Raw genomic sequence first — 21,622 nt, 5'->3', positions numbered from 1 at the left:
CGCAGCGTTACACCTCGAGCGACTCGCGCAGCTCGCGCATGGCCTGCTTGCGGACATTCTTGGCAAGTCGGTCCAGATAGAGGTGTCCGTCCAGGTGGTCAACCTCGTGGTTGATGAGGCGTGCCCAGATTTCTTCACCTTCGATGACGACTTCCTTGCCGTCGATGTCGGTTCCGACGGCACGCGTATACGCGGGACGCTCGCAGGGGTACCACAGGCCGGGCACAGACAGGCAGCCTTCTTCGCCCAGCTCCTGGAGCTCGGTTGAGCGTTCCACGATCTCCGGGTTGAGGATGTAGCCGATCTCGCCGTCGATGTTCCACGAGAAGGCTCGCAGCGAGACGCCGATCTGGTTCGCGGCCAAACCTGCGCGGCCCTCGTAGTCGACGGTTTCGAGGAGGTCCTCGACCAGGGTCTTCACCTGATCGTTGATGTCCGTGATGGGATCACACACGGTACGGAGGACGGGGTCGCCGGTTACTCGGATGTCACGCATTGCCATGGGCGGCATTCTCTCACGCGTGGGGCGCACCCGTGGTGTTCTTCCTTCCCGGCGTAGCGGTGTGCCAAGGTGGGATCGTGAACGAAGAAGTCACCTGGGATGAGGGCTCAGTAGCGCGTCTATGGATGGAGCCCCGAGCCGACGACGATAAGTACTCGCGCGGAGTGGTGGGAGTCATCGCCGGCTCGGAGGCATATCCGGGCGCCGCAGCGTTGGTTGTTTCCGGCGCAGCGAGGGCGGGTGCTGGCATGGTCCGGTATGTGGGGCCGATGCGCGCTCAAGACCTGGTGCTGCAGCATCGTCCCGAGGCTGTGGTCCACGATCCCGGTGATGCGGCGGAGCGACTTCCGCGTGCGCAGGCGTGGGTGGTGGGGTCCGGCGTCGCTGACTATCCCGAGCAAGATGCTGCGATCGGTGCGGCCATGGCTTCTGGCACTCCGCTGGTGGTGGATGCAGGGGCGTTGGAAACGGTCGCAAAGGCCCGTGCTGCCGGTTCTCGGGAGGCGTCTGCGGACCGCGTGTTGCTCACTCCCCATGAGGGGGAACTGATGCGCACGCTGAATGCGTTGCGTCATGACGTCACTGTGACCGAGGTTCGAGCCGATCGCGCTGGCTACGCGCGTTTGCTGGCGGAGACTGCCCGAGCCGCGGTGCTGCTCAAAGGGTCGACCACGATCATTGCCTCACCTGGCGGCGGGGTGGTCACTCTTCCTGAAGCGCCAGCGTGGCTTGCGACGGCAGGTTCCGGGGACGTACTCGCTGGTGTGGCAGGAACAGCGCTGGCGAGCGGTCTTGCCGCATCCGACGCTGGCGCCTGTGCTGCGTGGATCCATGCGCGCGCGGGGGCGATTGCCGCCGGCATGACAGGCCCGGCACCCACGGTTCGGAGGTTCCACGGGCACCCGATCGTGGCTCTTGACATTGCACGGGCTCTGCCCGCAGCGATCGCGTCTCTTCCACGCGACTAGCGCCCGCCCAGGCCGCTGCAGCGCGCTGCGTTATGGAATAGACCGCCGGTGCGCAGGTGTTGACCCAAGCGTCAGACCGAACCGGAGCAGCAAAGGAGAACCATCATGAGTAACTCTGATCGACTCAGCAATGCCGCGGATGACGCCAAGGGCAAGATCAAGGAAGGCTTTGGCAAGGCGACGGACGACGAACAGCTCGAAGCGGACGGCAAGTGGGACCAGACCAAGGCGGATGCCAAGGACAAGGTCGAAGATGTGAAGGATGCCGTGGCTGAGAAGTACAACGAGTTCACGGATCGCGACGAAGACAAGCAATAGGTCTTCGCGGATCATCCACCGTCACAACGGGGCAGCACCCCACCTGGGCTATCTGGGGATCGGTGTTGCCCCGTTGTCACGCTCGTAGGCACTGAACACTGCCGCCGCAACCTCGGCGGCTGGCACAGCGGTGACGTCGACCATTGCGCCTCTCTCGTCAGGGCGTAGCGGTTCCAGCAACTTCATCTGTGATGGCACCAGCGATGCCGGCATGAAGTGCGTGCTCCTGGAAGCGGCGCGAGCGCTCAACGTTGCGGCATCCCCTGTGAGAACTGCGAACCATGCGTGAGGCACGTGAACGCGGATCCGGTCTCGGTAGTCGGCCTTCAGCGCCGAACACGCGAGAACACCGCCACCGTCTGCAGATGCCTCGCTGAGCCGCTGGCCAACAGCCGCAAGCCAAGGCCAGCGGTCGTCATCCGTCAACGCGGTGCCTGCGGCCATGAGCGTGCGGTTGCGCGCTGGGTGAAGGTCGTCAGCATCGATGAACGGGACATCCCAACGGGACGCAAGGTCCGCTCCCACGACGGACTTTCCTGACGCCGCCGGTCCTGCCACCACCACGCAGACGGGTCTCACGGGTCGATCAACTCGATTCGCACTGTCACGGAGTCTTCGATGTCCAGACCCTCAGCCTTACGCACGGCACCCTTGACAGGCAAGATGTGCGCGCCTTGCTCCTTGGACGGGAACATCGACGTCTCCCACGTGCTGCCGCCTAGGTGGACCCGGACCTTGACCGCACCAAAGCCACGCCGCGGCTCCTGTACGAGGTCTTCAATCTCATCAGAGAGGTCTGGTGGCAGCGTCACAAACGTCCATACCTGGTGACGGGCCTTCCACGGCCACAACCGTGCAGAGAACTCATGTGTAGGACTCATCGGTGTTCCTCCTGTCCTGGCCACGGTATCCGGAACCGGTGACATCGGCCCTGGTCACTGACGAAATTGTCACGACTGCCACCCGGTCCCGCTAGGGTGGAGACGCACTTTCCGCACCGACGCTCAAGGGGACACCGATGGGATTCATCAAGGCTTTTGCTGGCGCAATTGGGGGCACGTTCGCAGATCAGTGGCTGGACTTCCTGGTCCCACCCACCGGAATCTCCGCCACCGCCATCCTCTTCCCTGCCGTGGCGCAAGGCCAGAACGCGGGGCGCGGTGCGAACGTCAAGGGTTCCGAGAACATCATCTCCAACGGGTCCAAAGTCGTGGTGCCCGCCGGGTACGGCCTCATCACCTTCCAAGACGGCCGCATCACCAACTTCGTAGCCGAGCCCGGCGGCTACATCTACAACTCCGACGACCAGAACGCGCAGTCACTGTTCGCTGGTGATGGCATCGTCTCCCCCACCATTAAGACGTCGTGGGAACGCTTCAAGTTCGGCGGTCAGCCCGGTAGCCAGCACCTCGCTTTCTACGTCTCGCTGAAGGAAGTGCCAGACAACCGCTTTGGCACCCAAGGACCCATCTACTGGGACGACCACTACTTGGGCACTCAAGCTGGTGCCGTCACTCGCGGCTCCTACACGCTCAAGGTGATGGACCCCATCTTGTTCGTCACCAGCATCGTCCCGGCTCCCTTCATCTCCGCTAACGCTCAGGTGTTCGACCTGGCTGCACCTGGGAACCCCGTGGCGGACCAGTTGTTCAACGAGGTCGTGGGATCGCTGTCGGCAGCCTTCTCGAACTACACCAACGCCGGTGAACGCGGAAACCGCATCTCAAAGATTCAAGGCGATGCGCTGGGGTTTGCAGCGTCGCTGTCCGCTGTCATCGAAGAGAACTACCGCTGGGGCAGCGACCGTGGACTGGTGATTGACAAGGCGGCGCTTGTCGCAATCGAATACGACCAGCCCACTGCCGCACTGCTTGCGGACGTCCAGAAGGCCGATGCCCTCGCTGGCGCCCGTGGCGATTCGTTCCTACGACAGTCCGCAGCACGCGGCATCCAGGCCGCTGGCGAGACCGGCGGCGGCGACGGCCTCGCGTTCATGGGTATGGGCATGAACGCCGCTGGCGGCGCGCTCGGTGGACTCATGCAGAACCAGGGCGTCCCCCAGCAGCAGGGCATGCCGCAGGGCCAGCAGGCAGCGCCTGCACCGCAGCAGGCCGCACCTGCCGCCCAGCCTGCAGCACCCGCGCAGGAAGACCCCATGGAACAGTTGCGCAAGTACAAGTCGATGCTGGACGAAGGCCTCATCACTCAAGAGGACTTTGACGCCGTTAAGAAGAAGGTGTTGGGCCTGTGACCGCGGCGGGCGCTGAGGGGCAGCCCGCTCCACAGGTAGGACAGGCGTGGAACGGCCACGTCACCCACCTGGACACCACCACCGGCCAGGAACACGGCCACGATGACTGTCCCAAGTGCGGCTCCACCGAGGTGTCGCACAAGCCCGGCACGATGTCGCTGGTGTGTGGCTTCTGCCGCTTTGAGTGGTTCGGGAAACGACTCGAAGACACGTTGGGTCTGGGCGAGGGCATCCACGAGCTATCAGGCCGAACAGTGGCCTCGGGTGCCTCGCAAATCGAGTCCGAGCAGAACCTCGTCACCATGAAGTGCCAAGGCTGCGGTGCGGAAGTGACTGTTGATACGGGCCACGCCACCCAGTCGCGCTGCCACTGGTGCCGCTCCATCCTGTCGCTGAACGACAAACTCCCCAACGGTGCCGTCCCCGATGGAATCTTGCCGTTCGCGCTGTCGCGGGCCGATGCCGTGGCCAGGATCGAGAAGTTCGTGGGCGACCGCAAACTGCTGGCGCATCCGGAGTTCAAGGCAGACTTCTCGGCCGAGCACGTCAAGCCAGTGTTCCTGCCGTACATGGTGGTCGACGGCAACCTACACACGCGTTTGCACGGCGTGGGTGAGGTTCAGACGCGCCGCTACACGGTGAAGCACGGTGACTCGCACACCACCTACTACGACGCCAACGAGTACCAAGTGGTGCGACAGTTCGACCTCCACGCTGACGACCTGATCGTGGAATCTTCCGCGTCCAAAGCCGACTTCAAGACGGATATCTCCACCAACAACATCATCAACGCGATTCTGCCGTTCGATGTGAAGAACATGGTGGCGTTCGACTCCAACTACATGGGCGACATCCAGGCGGAGAAGCGCGACCTCGACATCGACGATGTTGCGCGCACCACGCACGAACGCTTCCTGACGATGGCACGGGAACGCATTCGTGCCGATCTCACCGGCTATGACCGTGGCGTGCGCTTCACCCACGAGGAGATGTGGGTCCGCGGCACCCGGTGGGCAACCGTCTACCTCCCGGTGTGGCTGTACTCCTACCCGCAGCGGTCAAGCGATGGAAGCCTCACGGTCCATTACGTTGCCGTCAACGGCCGCAATGGCACCACGATGGGCTCTGTTCCCATCTCCAAGAAACGGCTCCTTGCCGCGTCAGCCGGATGGGCAGTCGCCACCGCGGCCGTCGCGTGGCCCATCGCCTTGATCTCACTCTTCAGCTAGGGAGCATGTGACCGTGTCTTCTGTTTTCCATGCCACTGCTCTTGGTTCCAGCGGGCTTGATGCTGCGGTGCTTGCCTCGTCAGGGGGCGGCGATGACTTCGCCTTCATTGCGTTGTTCGCCTTTGTTGCCCCCTTCGTGGCGTTCTGGCTGGCCTACACCATGCTGTTCAAGCGCTACCGCAACCAGGACAAGCGGTACCAGTACGAGCACACCACCCACTCCACCATCGACGAGCTACAGCGGTGGGACACGTTCACTCGCGAGCGCAGGCGCCTGCGCAACCGGTTCATGGATGGCAGCAACCTGGACGACCCCGATCAGCGGGCCGGGTACGTGGACATCAAGGAGATGGATGGGCTGCCCCCTGAGGCGTCCGGTGACTCGGCTGCGGATGCTCCTGACGGCGGCTCTGACGACTCACGGCCGCCCTCGGGGGTTTAGCGGGTTTCGACGTACTCCTTGAGAGCACCGGGTTCGAGGTAGTTCACCTGTTCGTGGTCGATCAGTTCACCGTTGACCGCCACGCTGGGGGTTCCCGTCATCCCGCCGGTGAGAGCCGCCTGGGTGGCCTCAGCCACCATTGACTCAAAGGCGGTGCCAGTGATGGCGTCGGCTGTCTCCTGTGGTGCACCCAGGTCGAGCGCGAGTTGTGCCATCTGCTGTTCAGTCCAGCCGTCTTCTGGAAGGCTCTGCTGCGCCATCATGAGGGCGTCGTTGTAGGTGGCAAAGATCTCTGGTGCGGTCTGCGCCACGACAAACGCCGATGCGGCGGCACGCGTGGAGTAGGCGCTGGGGAACTTCGCGTCCAGGATTGCGACCGGGTGATAGGTCACGGTCACATCGGGATCCGCGGCAAAGTCCGCAAGGTCCTCGGCCGCAGTCGACTCAAAGAGCATGCAGTAGTAGCACGCGAAGTCGTAGTAGACGTCGATTGAGGTGGTCTGAGTGTCTCCGGACCAGGCTGAGCCGTCGCCCAATGCGACGGAGCCGTCTTCACCCACCGTGACCGCGCCCGCCGTGTTCGGTCCCCACGGGAGTCCGGTGGGGGTGACCTGGGGCTCGCTGGCTGACGCAGAGGCATCGGCGTCGCTGGCCTCGGACGATCCCTGGGACACCGCGCATCCGGTGAGGGCTACAAGCGCCACTGCACCTCCGATCATCCACCAGGTACGGGACTGTGACACGCCAGCAGACGGCATAGAACTCTCCAAGAGGTACGGGGGGACGCAGCGAAGTGAACCTCCATTGTCTCCCGAACCGCGACTGCCCACGCACACCCCGCCGGGGACACTTCACGGTGGGCCAGGCGGGGCTCGAACCCGCGACCGATGGATTATGAGTCCACTGCTCTAACCGGCTGAGCTACTGGCCCGCGGCCCCACCAGTCACAGCACAGAACGCTGGTCGTGTTCATGGGGCGCGCGTCAGTCTAGCGGGCAGCATCCGGGACACGGCAATGCCGACACACGCCGCGTGACCGAAGTCCTCAGAGTGTCACCGACAGGCCCAAACATCATGTAGAGTTTCTTCTCGCAATCCTCCATAGCTCAATTGGCAGAGCAGCCGACTGTTAATCGGCAGGTTGTTGGTTCGAGTCCAACTGGAGGAGCTCGTCAAGGCCGGTCCCACGGGACCGGCCTTTCACGCTACGACCAGGTGCTACTGACAATTCTCAGGCAGGCCTGCAAGCGTTCATCGACTTCATGTTCAGCAGCACGGTTCTGTGCATTCCTCACCCCGCCGATCCACAGGTGCTGTCTCCTAGCACTTGGGCGAATGGATAGAATCCTCTCCTCGCGACAGGGGCACGCATTGAGTTGGCAAGGCGTCACGCTCCGGCACTCCTCGGAAAGTGTTGACGATCACCGGCTCAACCCGAAACTCATCTCAGGAGAGATCCGCTAGCCCAGGGAGCTATCACTAGATTGATGGCAGTAGCATCAACTCGCCAATCAATGAGATAGAGCCGGGGGTTCCTGGAGCAGCGCTTGCGTCCCCAAGGACTCACCACATTTGGGTGCGAGTAAGCCGTACGGGTTTCACTGAGGATCCAAGAGGGGGCCTGACGAATGTCGCACATCGAGAAGGCGGGACTAGAAGACTGGGACCCAGTCACCGGTACCGGCTCGGTTGTCACGAACGATACTGGTCGGCACGTGTGGATTCATTACTCCATGCATGACGCAAACCTGGACCCGCTCTCGCTCAGCCTTGGCGACGAACTCCTCATCGCGTACCAGGCAACCGTCGACCAAGATGGTTTCGTTTGGATAGGCGTCAGAGTGAGTCACACGCAGGACTAAGCTCAGTTTGGACGGCACTTCCCGTCAGCCAGGGTGTGACGGACGTCTAGTGGTCACGCTGAGGGAACAGTCGGTGGCGAGGAGCCGCCGTCAAGGCTCCGGCGGCTCTTGTGGAATGTAAGCTCTACCGTCGTCGCCCAGTTCCCAGTACGGGTTCACGGCGAGTTCCCACACGTGTCCGTCCGGGTCCGCGAAGTAGCCGCTGTTTCTTCCCCACGGTGCAGCGGTGGGTGCCTTGAGATGAGTCGCTCCTGCAGCGATGGCCGCTTGGAGCCGCTCGTCGACCTCATGCTCGGTCGCATAGTTCTGGACTGTTGACTTCAAGTTCGATGGCGACGAGCCCGGCTCTGCGAGCAAGATTGTCTCCATCCTCGCCGATGCACACCCGGGAGTGCACCGGCAGGCTCGTAGAACGCTGCATCACCGCCGAGCGTCTCAGCGACCACCTCGACGACCTCGACGACCTCGTCGCCGTCCGCGGCGCTCCCGTTGTCTCGCGCTCGGGCATCAGCCAGGCAATGGCTGACCGGGCCGGCACCCGCACCGGCCTGTTCTACATCCCTCCCGGCTCGCCATGGCTCAGCGGCTACGTCGAGTCGTTCAACTCCCGCATCCGCAACGAGTACCTGAACGTCAACAGCTTCTACCCGCTACTTCACGCCCGCGTCGTCATCAACGACTGGACGAACGAGTACTACGCCGTGCAAGGCCACTGAGCCCCGGGCTGACAAGCCCCGCCGACTATGCTCGCCACTGCACGCACGAAAACGAAACCGACGGCTCACACACAGACCGGACTCACCAACGGGGCGGCCCATGAGCACCCTACCGGCCGTGCCGTGCAGTTGGCTTGCGGCTAGCGCGGGCAGGCGGTGCCGCCCCTAATACCAATCGACGCCATCTGCAGGAGCTGATTCGTGCTCGCGTCTCCGCTCGGCGACACGCAACTCTTGAGTCTCCGCGCGGTTTGCACGAACACTTGAAAACAACACTAGATCGTTGAGGTCCAAGCGCCGCGACAGGTCAATTCTCACAGCATTGGCCCCATCGGCGGCCTCTATCTTCATTGCTGGCGCGTTGGGACCCATATGGACGTTCGCGGGGAGCCATGCTGCAGACCGGTCAACGTAGTGCGCGAGCCGTTGCCGGCCGGATGCGGTGAAGACATCGCCCGCGAAGGCGATGCCCTCTCCTGCAACGGCTGCAAAGTAGTTGGGCTCTGCAATGTGTTGGTGGTTGGAATAAGGTCCCCGGCGTTCCACGGTTCGCGTGGGGATCGGTATCTCTTGCGAGTCCACGCCGGTGCGAAAGCGCTGCTCAGCAGCCTCGGTCGCAGACTGGCGCGACTTCGGATCCTCCAAGAAGCGCAAGAACCGGCGCCGCGGTCCCGTCTCCCTGTCAGACGTGTCCGCTTCGACCGAACTGAAGCCGGAGTCGCCATCGATCTCGACGGAGTCAAAGTCACGCACAATTGTCTCGAGCGCGTGACCGAGCCAGCCTTTCACGTAGACCGCACGCGCAGCGGCCGCCGTGCTCTGAAACGGCAGGTCGACATTGCGATCGATTCCCGCAACGCCCATGGACGCTGGCAGCGCCTCGACCACAGCATCGGACATTTCCCGTGGAGCTTTGGGCACTCGGTTCCACGGGCGGTGAACGATGTCGCTCAGGATGTAACCCCAGTCCGTCATCGCAGTTTCCTGCGCCTCTAGCCTCGCGATCTGGCCTTTGCACCAAAGTGCGCGTTCAGTAGCCGCGCGTTGAGCCGCGATGTCCCGGGCCAATTGCGTTTCGTAGCGGCGGACAGCGCGATAGAACAAGTGGTTGGACGCAACAAGGACCAGCAACACGACACCGATGGTGATGCCCGCATACGTCAGTAGCTGCGTCCAGGTGTGACCGGCCCGCCAGCCGAGGAACAACGAGACACCCAGCGCAATAGCGCCCAGGGCCAGTGCGAGAACCCATATCACCCGGACGACCTTCTGACGCTTCATCAGTCGCTCGCGCGGTGGTACGCGAGGCTCCGAGTCCTCGCGTTGCTCGTCCTGGGTCAAGTACGCACGACGCTCGGTAAGGTCGACAAGGAGGTACCGCACATACGAGTCCTTCGATCGCAGCCACTCGGCAAACTTCAACTTCTCGTCCTTCAGAACGGACAGTTCGTCTGCCACTTCTGCAAGCTTGGTCTCGATTTCATGGAGCTTGGATTCCAAACGCGCGAGCTTTGCCTCAACCTTCCGCACGCTCCCCGTCAGCTTCGCAACCTTCTTGGCGCCAGGGGCTTTCGCAGTGACCTTCTTCTCAGACTCGGACCCGCTCTCGTCGGCTTCCACCCCGTCAGACTCTTCAGCCTTGGCCGCCTCCAACTTCTCCCGTAACTCCTGAAGTTCGCCCTCAACCGAAGCCATCTCATCACGCGTGGCATTGCGCTGTGATGTGAGTTGCGCGCACTCCCCCTCCACTTCAGCAACTCGCGCATCGACATGCTGGGTGTACTGGGCGGCAGACCTGACATCGAGTGACTCAATGCGCTTGCCATCTAGTCCTTGCCATACGTCCGCCGTGTCAGGGACGACCGCCTCTCGTGGAAGAAGTTCACGCCGGCCGGAGGATCGCGGCTCTGGCATCCCTGCAGGGAGGTCACTGCCATCGATCAACGACGTCGCCATCTCGCGCATAGTGGTCCACGCCGCGGGGTTCAGGTGAACCAGGTCCTGTTGAGGCGAGGACAGCGCCCGTTGGTGCTCGGCCTCGACCCCACGCAAGTAGTCCTCGGCAGAGTCTGCGATGCTCTGGGCGGGCGCGGCATCAATCCTCACATCGATTCCGCCGTTCTCCCCGACAAGGACACGAGTCGCACTGCGCTCGACGGACAACTTCAAGCGCGACAGCATCCACCGTCCCATCACACCAAACATGCGGGCATTGAATCCGACAGCGTGCCTAAAAACGGATGGCAGGGAGGCGTAGTGGTCACGCGGCTGCTCCACCTGCATCTCAGCTTGCGCCTGCCATGCTGGTGTCCCGAGCACGTGAGTCGCGGCGCGGTGCGCAATATCGCGTGGGTTGCCCGCGACGCGCGAGCCGGGGATAAGGGTCGCGGGCCCTTCAGGACCGAACGCGTCAAGGTCGAGAGTCGCATCTGCGAGATCGTCCACGATGTCCTCGCCAACCACGGACCGCACTGTGAAGCGCGCCACGAACACGTCGTCATCGTGAACAGTTGAGTCGAGTTCGAGATGGTCCAGCGCCCCAGTTCGCATTCCGCTAAGCAAGCCACCCACCGCGCACAGAGCAGCACCGGCGTGGCCAACGAAGTTTCCCGGGTACCGGACATAGACGGTGGAACGGTCAAGGTCCGGCCGATCCTCGGGACTAATGACCACGTTCGCATCCCACCCCGGCAGCACCAACGAGTCAGAGGCATGGGAAGCGCCGCTGACGGGAATCATGATGTTCAACTTCCGGAGGTTTGTGCTGCGGCTCTCAACCCCGTCGCCGACGGACCTTGGCAAAGCGTCATCCACGGCCCGCACCACGGTGTTTGCGGCGCTCACTACGTCCGTTGCCACTGGCGTGTCCGCAGTGATCAACTGCGCAGCGACCACACGAACCTTGTCGAGCACCTGAGTGCCGATCGCCGTAAACAGGTCCACACGAGACTGCTCGTCGCCACGCAACTCTGTCGCAGTTACCTGCGGAGGTAGTCCTTGTGCCTCCACGATGTCCTCCGGCGTGACCCATAGCGAGGGTCCCACGACACCGGCAGCGGTCCAAGCTGCAACCGTCTCTCGAACTTCACCCCCTACAGGAGCGGAGTCCGTCACATAGATGGTGCATTCCCGCAGCTTAGTTCCAGATGCCACCGTCGTCGTCCTTCCTCATGCTCTCCACGGCCGAGGCGAGGTCGGCGAGGGCGGCAAGGGTCACGTGACTGAGCTCATAGGACAGCGGTGCGTCCAGGAGGTCACGGCGCGCGGCATACTTTGCTTCGTGGTCCGCGTATACGGCACGCAACTTCGACAGCCGTTCAAGTGCTTGTGCTTGGCGCGCCTCCCATGAGCCGGCCGGGTCCGCAGCAGCCTGAAGGGTGTTTGCGCCGTCAACGATCCATGCACGGAGTTCACCCGAGCGCACGTCGGCGCCAGCCGAGGTCTCTTGTCCGAGGTCAGCAAGGCGGCGGTATCCGTCAACTGGGCGTAGCGATTCAGTAGTGTTCACTTCGAGCATTGCGAGCGCGAACGACTCAAGGATGGACGGCAACAGGTCGGGGCCGTTCGCGGCCGCTGGGGTCAACAGAGGCTTGGGGAAGTCTCGATAGTCACCAGAGCCGCTGCTGGGAGCGGGAACGTAGATGCGCGCCGCGGTCTCAAGGTCCAATTGCTTCAGCAGCGATGCCGTAAACCATCCTCGCACCATACGCGCCAGCATTGCGGAGGAGAAGGGGACGGCCTCCGTCAGGGGGCGTGCCCGGCGCCAGCGCCAGAACTCCGCCCGCGTGTCCACGGCCGCAGCCCGTTGTCCCCACTCGGTGGCGATGGGCTTCATGAGGCTGTCGAACACGACAGGCTCGTATGGCTCGCCAAGCACGGTGAAGATGTCGATCGACGCACCGTTCCGGTCCGTGAACGCCTTCGCGACCTTGTCCGTCCATTGGCCTCGCGCTTCGAGGAGCTTGTGGACGCGCTCCTTACCCGGAGACCGGTCTGGCAGAGGAATCTCAGAGAACGAAAGGTTGTACTTGATCTCGTGCCGCTCATGGACCTGGACGAGTACCGAGGGGTTAATGCTCACCAATGGCGCGGCAGCGTTGAGCGCGGCCGACAACTGCCCATCAAAGCGATCCAACCGTGCCTCATGTTCACGCGGAGATACCGCCTCGGGATCGAGATAGTCCCGCAACCCCTGTGCCACGAGATTGCCGACGGCAGTACCCGGACGCGTCACCCACGCGTCCGCACGCTTCTTGAACTGGGCAGGGCCGGACGCTAGTTCAAACCGCGCAGGCGTGGGCGCAGCCGACGCTGAGTCATGGAACCTTTCATGGCGCGGCACCCACAAGCGCTCAGCGATGAGTAGTGTCTGACTTGCTGCACCATGAGCATCAATATCCTCAGCGCCCAGAATCACCTCAATATCCGCCGTAGCCCGTGCCTCGTGCGGGCGCTCACCGCCTACGGTTCGCAGCACCGTCTCGCGAAGCAAGTCAGGAAAGTTGTCCGCCGGCTCCAGCAAGAACTCGTTGGGCGCTGGCTTGATGTGGTGAGGGACGAGATCCCCCTCAGGCCAGGTGCTCACGTCCAGCGCCCGATCATCGCTCTCGGCGACCCCCGACTCAAGGCGCTCACGGCCGTGCTCGACTGCTTCAAGCATCGGCTCCACGAGGTTGCGCACCAGGTCAGGAATCATCTCAGCGCTCAAGTCACGCACGTCAGCCTGAGCTTCCATCAGGAGTGAGCCTGCAGCGCGGTTGATCGCGGCCTTGAGAGACCCCGTTTCGCGAAGGATGACCGCTGTCGCACTATCCGCGAGGTCACCTGCCACCTCTTGGTCCACGGCAGCAACACGCCTGCGCAGTTGCTGCGCCTCGCCAACCAGTTCATCTCGTACCTGCGAGACCTCAGTCTTGAGTTGACGCACAAGCTCGGCCGTGACCGGTGCACCCTCACGTGCGATCGTCAAAGCAACCTCGGTCACGAGGTGCTTTTGGATGCTCTTTGACCAATCCGCTGCTACCGCGGACTGTGCAGCAAGCTGATCGCGTTGGAATGCCAGGCGCTGGTCATGAAGATTCGCGAGAATGGCTCGACTGACGTCACCCGCCCGCGAGCCCTTGGAGTCGATGCCATCGCGAACCTTCGTCAGCATCTGGGAAGCTGCACTGCGAACTCGTTCCTGCGTCGACTCTGGCATGAGCGCATCAATGATCTGGTTCTGCTCAGCCCCGCGCTCGTCGAGCCCCGATCGCTTGAGGAACCGCTGGAAGGACTGCGTTGCAATGTCGCGTACCAGCGCAGCACCAGGCCTGTCATCGTCCTTTGAGCGACTGCCCTCGTGCTGCGTCAACACTCGGTCAATCGCCGCGCGGGCGAGATGTTGCGATGAGTAGTCACGGAAGCGATCGCGGCCCAGGCTCACACGCGCAGACCCCAATGCAACAAAAGGCGCCTCCATACCGTCACTGTGCATCGGCATCTTGTCCCGCACAGAAGAAGCCGTTGCGGACCACTGAGCCTGAATGTAGGCGGACATGGTGTCCTGCAGAGTCTCGCTCGTCACCCACGACGCGAGCGACTTCCCCAGCGCGCGATAGACATCGTTCTGCGTCTGGAACGTCACAGCCTCGTTACGTGCACCCACCAAGAAGGGAAAACGCGGGCCGAGCCTACGTGACGCACCTACCTGCACACCGTGGCTCGCGAACAGTTCTGCCGTACCCTGCGACGCACCTGACTCCGCCCAGTAGCCATTGAGGAGCTCGCTCAGCGCCGCGAGAGAGTTGGGACGGACACCTCTGCGGGCCTCCTCCGGGAGGTAATCGAAGACGTCCGGGGCATACAACACACCAACGATGTCCTCGGCCCAACTCTCATCGAGGCTTCGGATCACATCGCACACGTCGATGACGGCACCGGAGCCACTTCCACCGGCGATCGACGACACCACAATTACCGTGGGCTCCGCGTGCACGGCAGCCGGCTCTCCTCCTAGCACGCGCGTCGCTGCCTGAAGCTCGGCCACGACCTGCGTGCCCGTCATTGAACGGTGAGCCTTACGTACCGCGTCACGAACCCGATCAAGTCCCCCAATCGTGATGATGCGCCCCAGGGCGCGGTACTGCCCTGCGCCACGCGAAGCGGGAATGTTCACCTTGTCGGGGTTCGGGCGCCACCCGCCCAGCGCATCGTGCAGATGGGCCCCACCCTTTTGCACTAGTGCAGAATCGATGGTGCGATAGTCGACGCCTGTTCCCACCAATCCTTGGTAGTTCCCCGCCGGGAGCTGTCCAGGCAAGTCCTGGTCATTTCCGTCGGCGACTGTCGGCACGTCAATGTGCAAAAACTGCCAGGCGGCAGGGAACTCTCCGGTCCAACCTGCCTTGTCGAGTCGGCTCACCAAGTCATCGCGGACCACGCGGAGGGTCTTACCCCCGGATCCGCCAACGCCAACAATGAGGAATGGGCGCAACATAACTACTCCTGTCGGTTGCTGGACACAGCTGTTTTAATCAAGGAAATCCATGGGCGGCGGCGTGCCGTCGCGACGCGGAGGCTCCTCTGGCGGCGCCTCCTTCTTTCTACGCCGGGAACCTATGACACGCTTTTCGGTTGCAGGCGGAGGCGCTAGGGCATCACCAGACCCCAAGAAATCACTGACGGGCGCCGCGGAACTACTCGAACTCGAACCGCCCACCGCATCGTCCAGGAACGATTCAACCTGGGAGTCGCCTGCTGACCGTGGGGCGCTGGACACAGCAGCATCTCGGTGAGAGTCTGTGCTGCCTCCAGTCTCACTACGACGCTCGTCAGCAGCCGCATTCATATCTGTGAGGACCTGCGACCAGTTGGAGCCGCGAATCGCATCGAGGCGCTCAGGCAAAACGGCCGCCACACCATCGGGAGCATCCACCACGATCAAGAGCCGCGCATTTGCAGTGTCACGCGTCACGCCCTCGGGGTCAGCCGTCAACACAAAGTCCGTCGTGCCCGGAAACGTCGCCCGTCCAGCATGTGCGGCGGGATCCATCGTCGCCGACCCAGGTCCCCAAAACGCCATCTGAGGCCCAGCAGTCACGATGCTCTGCGCAGAACGCCACGGATTGAGCGGCAACTTTCGATCAAACGTCACCGAGCCAATTGTCTTTCGAGGCGTAGTACTCGCAGCGCCAATCGACTGCACCCGGGAGAAGTCTTCGACCGGATCGACAAGGTCGCTACCCGGTGAGTCCGACCGCTGTACGCCAGCAGCCGTGATCACGACGGGAACCTCACAGTACTGCGCCGACTGCCCAAACCTGTAACGATCAGCCAGATGGCGCCCCAGGTATGCAGTCATAAGCGCAAACAGAATCGCAAGCGCCACCAACAGGATCGTCCACCCAACGCGCGCGACCTCGTCCACCGGGCGTTCCATCGATGCCTCGACGGGCACGGACATTGTCAACGGCTCATCCGCATCGACACCGTAGAGTTCAAGCTGCACCGACCCCTGTGCGACGCCGTCAGCACCGCTTTCTGTCGCGAGCGATAACGGAAGCTCCACCTCCTGACCTGCAGCCACGTCGACACACTCGGGCGCCTGGGGCGTCAGCGAGAGCGTGAGCCCGTCGGCACCACTGGGCCCATCAATCGCGAGTCCGGCGACGCAGGCACGGCCTTCACCTCGTTCCGGGCCCACGATCGTCAGTGAAGACGTCACAGCTTCGGTTCCGACTACGTTGGGAAACCGTAGCGACTTTTGCACCGTTGAGGGGTAAGAAGCGGGCAACACTGTCTCCGCTGATGTTCGTCCTGAGACTGGCCCCAAGCGAATTCCATGTGTGGCGGTAACGGCTGTCACATCCACGGATACATCGACTTCAGGCACAACGTCGTCGTTGGGAACTGTGACGTTGAGAACTAGACCACCGGCACCGTCCGATACCACATCAGCCGAAGCCCCCGCAGCAGACACGGTCGCGGTGACATCGCCAAAGGTATTCGCCGTGAGCGCGTCACCTTGGCGAGACAGCACCACGATGGGAACTTCCGTGGTCTGTCCAATGACAAACCCATCAGGGGGCTCCTCGACAACGACTCGAGCATCCCAAAAGTAGTAGAGACTCGCTGTAGTCCCCTCGCCCACATCGAGTGCCCACGGTCCATGCGCCCGTGAATCCAAGACCGTGATTTCGACAACCGTCAGGTCAGGTTCCGTGCGCACCTCAATGTCCGCACCATCAACTGAAGTTGAACCTGCCAATAACTCCGTCGGGCCGCTCACCGGGGCAACTATGGTCAAGGGATTCGCGTCGAGGTCTGCGCTCACCAGTACACGTGCGCGGGACACCCCGGCGTCAACGGGCATCTGCAAGACACCGCCAGCACAAGCAGGCCCCGGGCAAGCCGCGTCCGCGTCGACCACGCCACCCTCAATCAACGCGCCAGCTTCCGAAAACACGGTCCGCAACGCCGTCGCATCGGCCGCTCGCAAGTACGCGCCACCAGACCAGTCGGGTGGGATCGGCACGGTGCCGCACTCGGTGGTCGCTGAAGTCCCCTCAGCGATAGCCTGCAAAAGGTCTTGGTCCTGAGCCGATGGGGACCGGGCCGACCCTTCGGTGAACAATGCAAGCGCAAGGAGCACGGTGTTGTTAGACCGCAGCGAATCCGAGATTCCTCGGGGCGTGCAAATCTCATCGACCGCCGCTTCCTCGCTCGCATCAAATGCGCCATTGTCATCGACATCGAGACTTCCGTCGGTGAACCACAGGACTAAACTGCACGACTGCCCACCTGTCTCGTTGGCCCGCCGTTGGATGCTTTCGTTAGCACCCTTAAGAGCCTCGCGGTAGTCGGTGTGCTGAGCGTTATTGCGCGATGGAAGTTCGTCACGCACGGAGGCTCGGAGTTCCTCGCCATGAGTTCCGGTCACCGCACCCCATCCCACAAGTTCGGAGTAGGTGGTGCCAAACGTTGCCAGCGCAGCTTCCACCTCAAGCTCATCTCCAACTTGTGATGCGAGCGCTTCGAGCGAATCCAACGCGGTCTCGATCGCACCAACGCGGAGCGCTTCCGGGTCTGTTTCTTGGAGGCTCGCACTCTCGTCAACGACGATAACGGCGAGCACTCTGTCGGCGCTAGCCGCACAGGCCGAGGTTTCGGCAAGTGCCCGAGTCCCCACATCGCTCAGATCCGATGCCGCACGTGCCGCCGTAGCGGGGACTATCGCAAGAGCACTGACGACAACTGCAGTCAGGACCGCGTGCATCGCCTTCACTTTGCAAGCTCCGTCGCGACAAGAAACGCACACATCAAGCCAGCGACAAGTCCGGCGACCATCGCACCATGGGCGAGTCTGCCGAGAAATGGCTGTAGTTGAAAACGTGGATTGGACCGTCTTTTGTTCTCAAGTGACCGATGAACACTGGCGCCAGCGACAGTGCCGATACAACCCATTACGTACCCTGCCAAAGGCACGAACCACGACACGGGTTGAGTCGCACCGAGAACTGCACATGCGCCAGCAACAATCGCGAGCGCGAGTGTCACGACTGCGGGCCCACGGGGCACATAAACTCGCGTGGCCCCACCTGTCGCTACCTCAGCAACCATGCTCAATGTCCCCCTCAGGACTCGATCTTGTTGACACTAGCAGCCACCTCTGACATCGCACGTCAGAAGTGACGCCAAGAGCTTCTATGTGATGACTTGCGGATCGGCATCGCAAGTCATCAGCAGCTCCTCCAGTGTTTCGGCCTCTTCTCGCGTTACCCACAACCCGTAGATCGACTTCACCGCCACAATGCGTGCTCCGTAGTCGCACCAATACTCTTGGTGCGGAGGGAGCCACTGCGAGGGGTCCGACGCGCCCTTCACCTGATTAGTCGGTCCATCGACGGCCAACAGATTAAGTGGATCGTTCGCGAACAACTCACGGTCGTGGGCGGTCCATGACTGGGCACCCTTCCGCCATGCATCCGCCATTGCAACAACGTGGTCGATTTCGACAGCGTTGGACGTTCCCCAACCACGTTCAAACGCAATCGTCTTGCCCGTGTACGGATCTTCGAGCCGGCCCGTCGCCACCACACAACCTCCGGTGCCGCTCCGAACAACGATATCTTCCAGGTCGCGCCGAAGGATGTCGTTTCGTGTGTCGCAACCATTCCGATCTACGTCCTCCCACGCCCGCCCGAATAGTTCCCGAGAGTAGTTGTTCCACGGGTCAAGGGAGCGCACTTCGAGGCCATCGAGTAGTTCGAGGTACCGAGAAACTGTGGACTTTTCAGCGGACTCGCCCTCAGTCGGGACGGCCGTCGGTGCCGCAGCCTCAGTCGCCGCCGGCGAGGTCGCCAATGCTGCGCGATCCTGAGCAGACTCGGCCGTCTCGGGCACATCTGGTGAGCCCTTTGCATCTGGCTCAGCGGTCACTGTCACGGTGACGGGCGAACTGGGCCGTTCGGGTCCTGAGGACGTCGGTCGCATCCCACTGGTCTGGCCCAGCGTGTAGCCGATACCGCCAGCCAGAATTGATGTCACGGCGATAACCACTACGGTCTTCAGCCACGGCGGGCGCGCTCTGGGAAGGCGGACAGGCTCGTCCAAGGGGTTGTCGGCCCCCGCATCGGGGTTCCCCAAGAAATCGGCACCGTTACCCGTACTGCCACCATTCACAGCGGCCACTCTATTCCGTCGCCCCGACAAGAGTGCCCGAAATAACTAAAGGTTATGTGTCGACTTCGCCACAGTTGCCACCTCTCGTTCCGAATAGTCCCTTTAATCGGCGTAGCGTTCCCATTGGCGTCGGCCGCGGCCCAGCTTGTCTGCCAGCGACGCTACGGACTCGGAGTTTGCCCTACTGCGCAGGCAGATCCTCGGGAATGTGCGTGGCACCGTCGTCACCCAGTTCCCAGTACGGGTTCACGGCGAGTTCCCACACGTGTCCGTCCGGGTCCGCGAAGTAGCCGCTGTATCCACCCCACGGTGCAGCAGTGGGTGCCTTGAGATGAGTCGCGCCTGCGGCAATGGCCGCTTGGAAACGCTCGTCGACTTCATGCTCGGTCGCATAGTTCTGGGCCAGAGTGACGCCGCCCATGCCGAGCGTCGCCACGGCATCGGCTCTTCCCTGGTCTTCCGCTAGCGCGGGAAGCGGGAACAAGCCCAGCACGAGCGTGCCCATCTGAAAGAACACGATCTGCGGCGTTGCCTGCCGAACCTGCCAACCCCAGCGCTCATAGAACCCACGCGCAGCGTCAAGGTCGGCGACGCCGAGCGTGATCATCGATACCCGTTGAACTGTCATGAAAGCCCTTCCTGCCGTCCATTGATGACGCTACAGGTCGCGGCGAGAGGCCGCCTGGGCTCTGTCAGTTCTCGCGCAGTTGCCGGCGCCGAGTCTCCAACTGGATGATCTGCGCGAACGCTTCCTGCGCTGCCTCAGTACCCGCGCCGGCACGCTGCATGCGGCCCCGCAGTTCGGCGATCTGGCGGGTGATGCTGAGATCCAGCACCCGGGCCAGCACGGTTCCCGCGTAGTGGCCAATGGTCTCCGGCTTGTCATGCGGCAACGGTGACACCGACAGCTCCGAAATGGTGGGAGTCAGCGACTCCCCTGCTTGCTCTGCGACATCGTTCGCCCAGTCAGGTCCCGCACTGCTGGGCCCGCCGGCGGCGAGAATCGCCTCAAAAATCGCCCGGTACTGCGGCACGGAGTACGCATCAGGGCGCATTTCGAGGACCACAGCGGCGCCAAGCGGGTCCTTGACCACCTCTGCCGGTGCTTGCAGCAGTGTGCCCAGAGAAAGCGCTTCCGCTCTCACCACCGGGTCTCGGCGGTCAGGGCGTGCGGGCGCCGTCACGCCAGCGTCCGCATACGACACTTGGGGAAGCGCTCCCGTGTGTGGCGCAGGCTCAGCACCGCCACGTTGCTTGGCCGCACGCGTGACCGCTTGGCGCACAATGTCGAGGTCCATTCCCAGCCACCCTGCCAGGCGCCTGGCGTATTCGGGCTGGATGGCGCGGTCACGAATGCCCGCCACGACGGGGGCCGCTACCCGCAATGCTGCAGCGCGCCCTTCGGGAGTCTCCAAGTCGTTGGCGGACAGCGCCGTCTTGATCACAAACTCGAACAGCGGCACTCGTGCCTGCAGCAAGGCTTGGACGGCGGCGTCCCCGCCTGCCATGCGTAGGTCGCAAGGATCCTTGCCCTCAGGGTCCACGGCGACAAAGGTCTGTGCCAAGAACTGCTGGTCGAGCTCAAACGACTTCAGCGCGGCGTTCTGTCCGGCCTCGTCACCATCAAAGGTGAAGATCACCTTGGCACCGGAGGTACCCACCTTCATGGCGCCACCAACCGTGTCACCCATGAGACGGCGCACCACCTTCACGTGCTCCTCACCGAACGCAGTGCCACACGTCGCAACCGCGTTGGTGATACCCGCCAGGTGGCAGGCCATCACATCGGTATACCCCTCCACCACGATCGTGGTCCGCTCCGCGCGAATGGTCCCCTTCGCCAGGTCGATGCCGTAGAGGACCTGATTTTTCTTGTACAGCGGGGTTTCGGGAGTGTTGAGGTACTTGGGGCCTTGGTCGTCGTCGTGAAGGCGCCGCGCTCCAAAGCCGATCACCTCACCGGTGACATCCCGGATGGGCCACATGAGACGTCCACGGAAGCGGTCGTAAATGCCGCGTTGCCCGTCGGAGACCAAGCCGGAGGCACGCAGTTCGTCTTGTGTGAAGCCCTTGGTCTGCAAGTAGTCCGTGAGGTGGTTCCACCCCTGGGGCGAGTAGCCCACGCCAAAGTGCTCCGCAGCGGCGCGGTCGAAGCCGCGCTCGCGAAGGAAATCACGGCCGATGCGCGCCTCAGGGCCGCTGAGTTGCTCGGCAAAAAACTCTTGGGCGACGCGGTGAGCCTCCAGCAGTCGCTTGCGTTGCCCCGCAGTGCCTTCGCGGCGCGGTCCCCCTCCGGCTTCATACCGCAGCGTGATGCCGGTGCGGTCGGCGAGATACTCCACTGCCTCCGCGAATGGGAGACCGTCGATGCGCATGATGAACTCGATGACATCACCGCCTTCACCACACCCAAAGCAATGCCACCGGCCAGAACCAGGGCGAACGTGGAAGGACGGGGTGCGCTCATCATGGAAGGGACACAGCCCCTTGAGCGAGCCCACCCCCGCGGACTTCAAGGCCACATGCTGACCGATGATGTCCTCAATAGGGGCACGCTCGCGCACCGACGCGATGTCTTCCCTATTGATAGTCCCAGCCACGCCTGAATCGTACTCGGCGACGGCCTCCACGTCACAAGCCCCGCCTGCTACCGCACGGCCCCCCTCCGCCAG

General features: G+C 62.7%; 17 protein-coding genes, 2 tRNA genes and 1 pseudogene. 8 read left to right on the top strand and 12 right to left on the bottom strand.

The window, feature by feature from the left end; all coding sequences use genetic code 11:
* Positions 1 to 7: 7 nt before the first annotated feature.
* A complete protein-coding gene (def, locus tag ON058_RS05645; protein ID WP_274668055.1) occupies positions 8 to 502 on the bottom strand; it encodes a peptide deformylase in 495 nt (164 codons plus the stop codon).
* A 77-nt stretch (positions 503 to 579) separates the two neighbouring features.
* On the opposite strand from def, the gene ON058_RS05640 reads away from it, so the two are divergent.
* On the top strand, positions 580 to 1,470 hold the full coding sequence (locus ON058_RS05640) for an NAD(P)H-hydrate dehydratase (RefSeq protein ID WP_274668054.1): 891 nt from the start codon (positions 580 to 582) through the stop codon (positions 1,468 to 1,470).
* Between the two features lie 105 nt (positions 1,471 to 1,575).
* Positions 1,576 to 1,788, top strand: coding sequence for a CsbD family protein (locus tag ON058_RS05635; RefSeq protein WP_274668053.1), 213 nt, complete (start codon positions 1,576 to 1,578; stop codon positions 1,786 to 1,788).
* A gap of 48 nt (positions 1,789 to 1,836) precedes the next feature.
* Here ON058_RS05635 and ON058_RS05630 read toward each other — a convergent pair whose 3' ends face one another.
* Together ON058_RS05630 and ON058_RS05625 are read right to left on the bottom strand one after the other, a co-directional pair.
* Positions 1,837 to 2,367, bottom strand: coding sequence for a gluconokinase (locus ON058_RS05630; protein WP_274668052.1), 531 nt, complete (start codon positions 2,365 to 2,367; stop codon positions 1,837 to 1,839).
* Positions 2,364 to 2,669, bottom strand: a complete 306-nt coding sequence (locus ON058_RS05625; RefSeq protein WP_274668051.1) for a DUF1905 domain-containing protein — start codon at positions 2,667 to 2,669, stop codon at positions 2,364 to 2,366. The genes ON058_RS05630 and ON058_RS05625 overlap by 4 nt, the downstream gene beginning before the upstream one ends.
* A gap of 137 nt (positions 2,670 to 2,806) precedes the next feature.
* Here ON058_RS05625 and ON058_RS05620 point away from each other — a divergent pair, with 137 nt between their 5' ends.
* From ON058_RS05620 to ON058_RS05610, 3 genes are read left to right on the top strand one after another with little or no spacing between them, the layout of a single operon-like run.
* Complete coding sequence (locus tag ON058_RS05620; protein WP_274668050.1) at positions 2,807 to 4,039, top strand: SPFH domain-containing protein; 1,233 nt, start codon at positions 2,807 to 2,809, stop codon at positions 4,037 to 4,039.
* Positions 4,036 to 5,268 (top strand): TFIIB-type zinc ribbon-containing protein, encoded by a 1,233-nt coding sequence (locus ON058_RS05615; RefSeq protein WP_274668049.1) that lies wholly within the window; start codon positions 4,036 to 4,038, stop codon positions 5,266 to 5,268. Before ON058_RS05620 ends, ON058_RS05615 begins: the two co-directional genes overlap by 4 nt.
* Before the next feature lie 13 nt (positions 5,269 to 5,281).
* Positions 5,282 to 5,710: a hypothetical protein gene (locus ON058_RS05610; protein WP_274668048.1), complete on the top strand. Its 429-nt coding sequence runs from the start codon at positions 5,282 to 5,284 to the stop codon at positions 5,708 to 5,710.
* On the opposite strand, the gene ON058_RS05605 is transcribed toward ON058_RS05610, so the two are convergent.
* Both ON058_RS05605 and ON058_RS05600 read right to left on the bottom strand, forming a co-directional pair.
* Positions 5,707 to 6,468: a thioredoxin domain-containing protein gene (locus ON058_RS05605; RefSeq protein ID WP_274668047.1), complete on the bottom strand. Its 762-nt coding sequence runs from the start codon at positions 6,466 to 6,468 to the stop codon at positions 5,707 to 5,709. The genes ON058_RS05610 and ON058_RS05605 overlap by 4 nt on opposite strands.
* Positions 6,469 to 6,567: 99 nt before the next feature.
* Positions 6,568 to 6,641 (bottom strand) — tRNA-Ile (locus ON058_RS05600).
* Between the two features lie 164 nt (positions 6,642 to 6,805).
* Between ON058_RS05600 and ON058_RS05595 the strand changes: the two genes are divergently transcribed.
* Positions 6,806 to 6,878 (top strand) — tRNA-Asn (locus tag ON058_RS05595).
* Between the two features lie 460 nt (positions 6,879 to 7,338).
* The gene (locus tag ON058_RS05590; RefSeq protein WP_274668046.1) at positions 7,339 to 7,572 is read left to right on the top strand and encodes a hypothetical protein; all 234 of its coding nucleotides are present in this window, start codon (positions 7,339 to 7,341) and stop codon (positions 7,570 to 7,572) included.
* A 90-nt stretch (positions 7,573 to 7,662) separates the two neighbouring features.
* Here the strand turns inward: ON058_RS05590 and ON058_RS05585 are convergent, their stop codons facing one another.
* Positions 7,663 to 7,941 carry a VOC family protein gene (locus tag ON058_RS05585; protein ID WP_274668045.1) on the bottom strand — a complete coding sequence of 93 codons (279 nt, stop codon included), beginning with the start codon at positions 7,939 to 7,941 and terminating at the stop codon, positions 7,663 to 7,665.
* Here ON058_RS05585 and ON058_RS05580 point away from each other — a divergent pair.
* Positions 7,880 to 8,392: pseudogene (locus ON058_RS05580) on the top strand (integrase core domain-containing protein); the annotation flags it as partial. The gene ON058_RS05585 and the pseudogene ON058_RS05580 overlap by 62 nt on opposite strands.
* Positions 8,393 to 8,453: 61 nt before the next feature.
* Here ON058_RS05580 and ON058_RS05575 read toward each other — a convergent pair.
* The 6 genes from ON058_RS05575 to dnaG form a co-directional block, all read right to left on the bottom strand.
* Positions 8,454 to 11,441: a hypothetical protein gene (locus tag ON058_RS05575; protein WP_274668044.1), complete on the bottom strand. Its 2,988-nt coding sequence runs from the start codon at positions 11,439 to 11,441 to the stop codon at positions 8,454 to 8,456.
* On the bottom strand, positions 11,425 to 14,766 hold the full coding sequence (locus ON058_RS05570) for a tubulin-like doman-containing protein (RefSeq protein ID WP_274668043.1): 3,342 nt from the start codon (positions 14,764 to 14,766) through the stop codon (positions 11,425 to 11,427). Before ON058_RS05570 ends, ON058_RS05575 begins: the two co-directional genes overlap by 17 nt.
* Positions 14,767 to 14,799: 33 nt before the next feature.
* A complete protein-coding gene (locus ON058_RS05565; RefSeq protein ID WP_342453008.1) occupies positions 14,800 to 17,544 on the bottom strand; it encodes a VWA domain-containing protein in 2,745 nt (914 codons plus the stop codon).
* 428 nt (positions 17,545 to 17,972) lie between these two features.
* Complete coding sequence (locus ON058_RS05560; protein WP_274668041.1) at positions 17,973 to 18,950, bottom strand: HNH endonuclease family protein; 978 nt, start codon at positions 18,948 to 18,950, stop codon at positions 17,973 to 17,975.
* A 181-nt stretch (positions 18,951 to 19,131) separates the two neighbouring features.
* Positions 19,132 to 19,578, bottom strand: coding sequence for a VOC family protein (locus tag ON058_RS05555; protein ID WP_274668040.1), 447 nt, complete (start codon positions 19,576 to 19,578; stop codon positions 19,132 to 19,134).
* Between the two features lie 64 nt (positions 19,579 to 19,642).
* Positions 19,643 to 21,550 carry a DNA primase gene (gene dnaG, locus ON058_RS05550; RefSeq protein ID WP_274668039.1) on the bottom strand — a complete coding sequence of 636 codons (1,908 nt, stop codon included), beginning with the start codon at positions 21,548 to 21,550 and terminating at the stop codon, positions 19,643 to 19,645.
* Between the last annotated feature and the right edge of the window lie 72 nt (positions 21,551 to 21,622).

It is taken from the genome of Demequina sp. B12 (assembly GCF_028823635.1).
Classification (GTDB): Bacteria; Actinomycetota; Actinomycetes; order Actinomycetales; family Demequinaceae; genus Demequina.
Note: the sequence above shows the minus strand (reverse complement) of the source record. Positions and strands in the feature narration are given on the sequence as shown.

Coding starts and splice junctions, on each gene's coding strand:
- ON058_RS05570 (WP_274668043.1), bottom strand. CDS start 14,766: ATGTTGCGCCCATTCCTCATTGTTGGCGTTGGCGGATCCGGGGGTAAG.
- ON058_RS05605 (WP_274668047.1), bottom strand. CDS start 6,468: ATGCCGTCTGCTGGCGTGTCACAGTCCCGTACCTGGTGGATGATCGGA.
- ON058_RS05585 (WP_274668045.1), bottom strand. CDS start 7,941: ATGGAGACAATCTTGCTCGCAGAGCCGGGCTCGTCGCCATCGAACTTG.
- ON058_RS05565 (WP_342453008.1), bottom strand. CDS start 17,544: ATGCACGCGGTCCTGACTGCAGTTGTCGTCAGTGCTCTTGCGATAGTC.
- def (WP_274668055.1), bottom strand. CDS start 502: ATGGCAATGCGTGACATCCGAGTAACCGGCGACCCCGTCCTCCGTACC.
- ON058_RS05590 (WP_274668046.1), top strand. CDS start 7,339: ATGTCGCACATCGAGAAGGCGGGACTAGAAGACTGGGACCCAGTCACC.
- ON058_RS05625 (WP_274668051.1), bottom strand. CDS start 2,669: ATGAGTCCTACACATGAGTTCTCTGCACGGTTGTGGCCGTGGAAGGCC.
- ON058_RS05620 (WP_274668050.1), top strand. CDS start 2,807: ATGGGATTCATCAAGGCTTTTGCTGGCGCAATTGGGGGCACGTTCGCA.
- ON058_RS05555 (WP_274668040.1), bottom strand. CDS start 19,578: ATGACAGTTCAACGGGTATCGATGATCACGCTCGGCGTCGCCGACCTT.
- ON058_RS05635 (WP_274668053.1), top strand. CDS start 1,576: ATGAGTAACTCTGATCGACTCAGCAATGCCGCGGATGACGCCAAGGGC.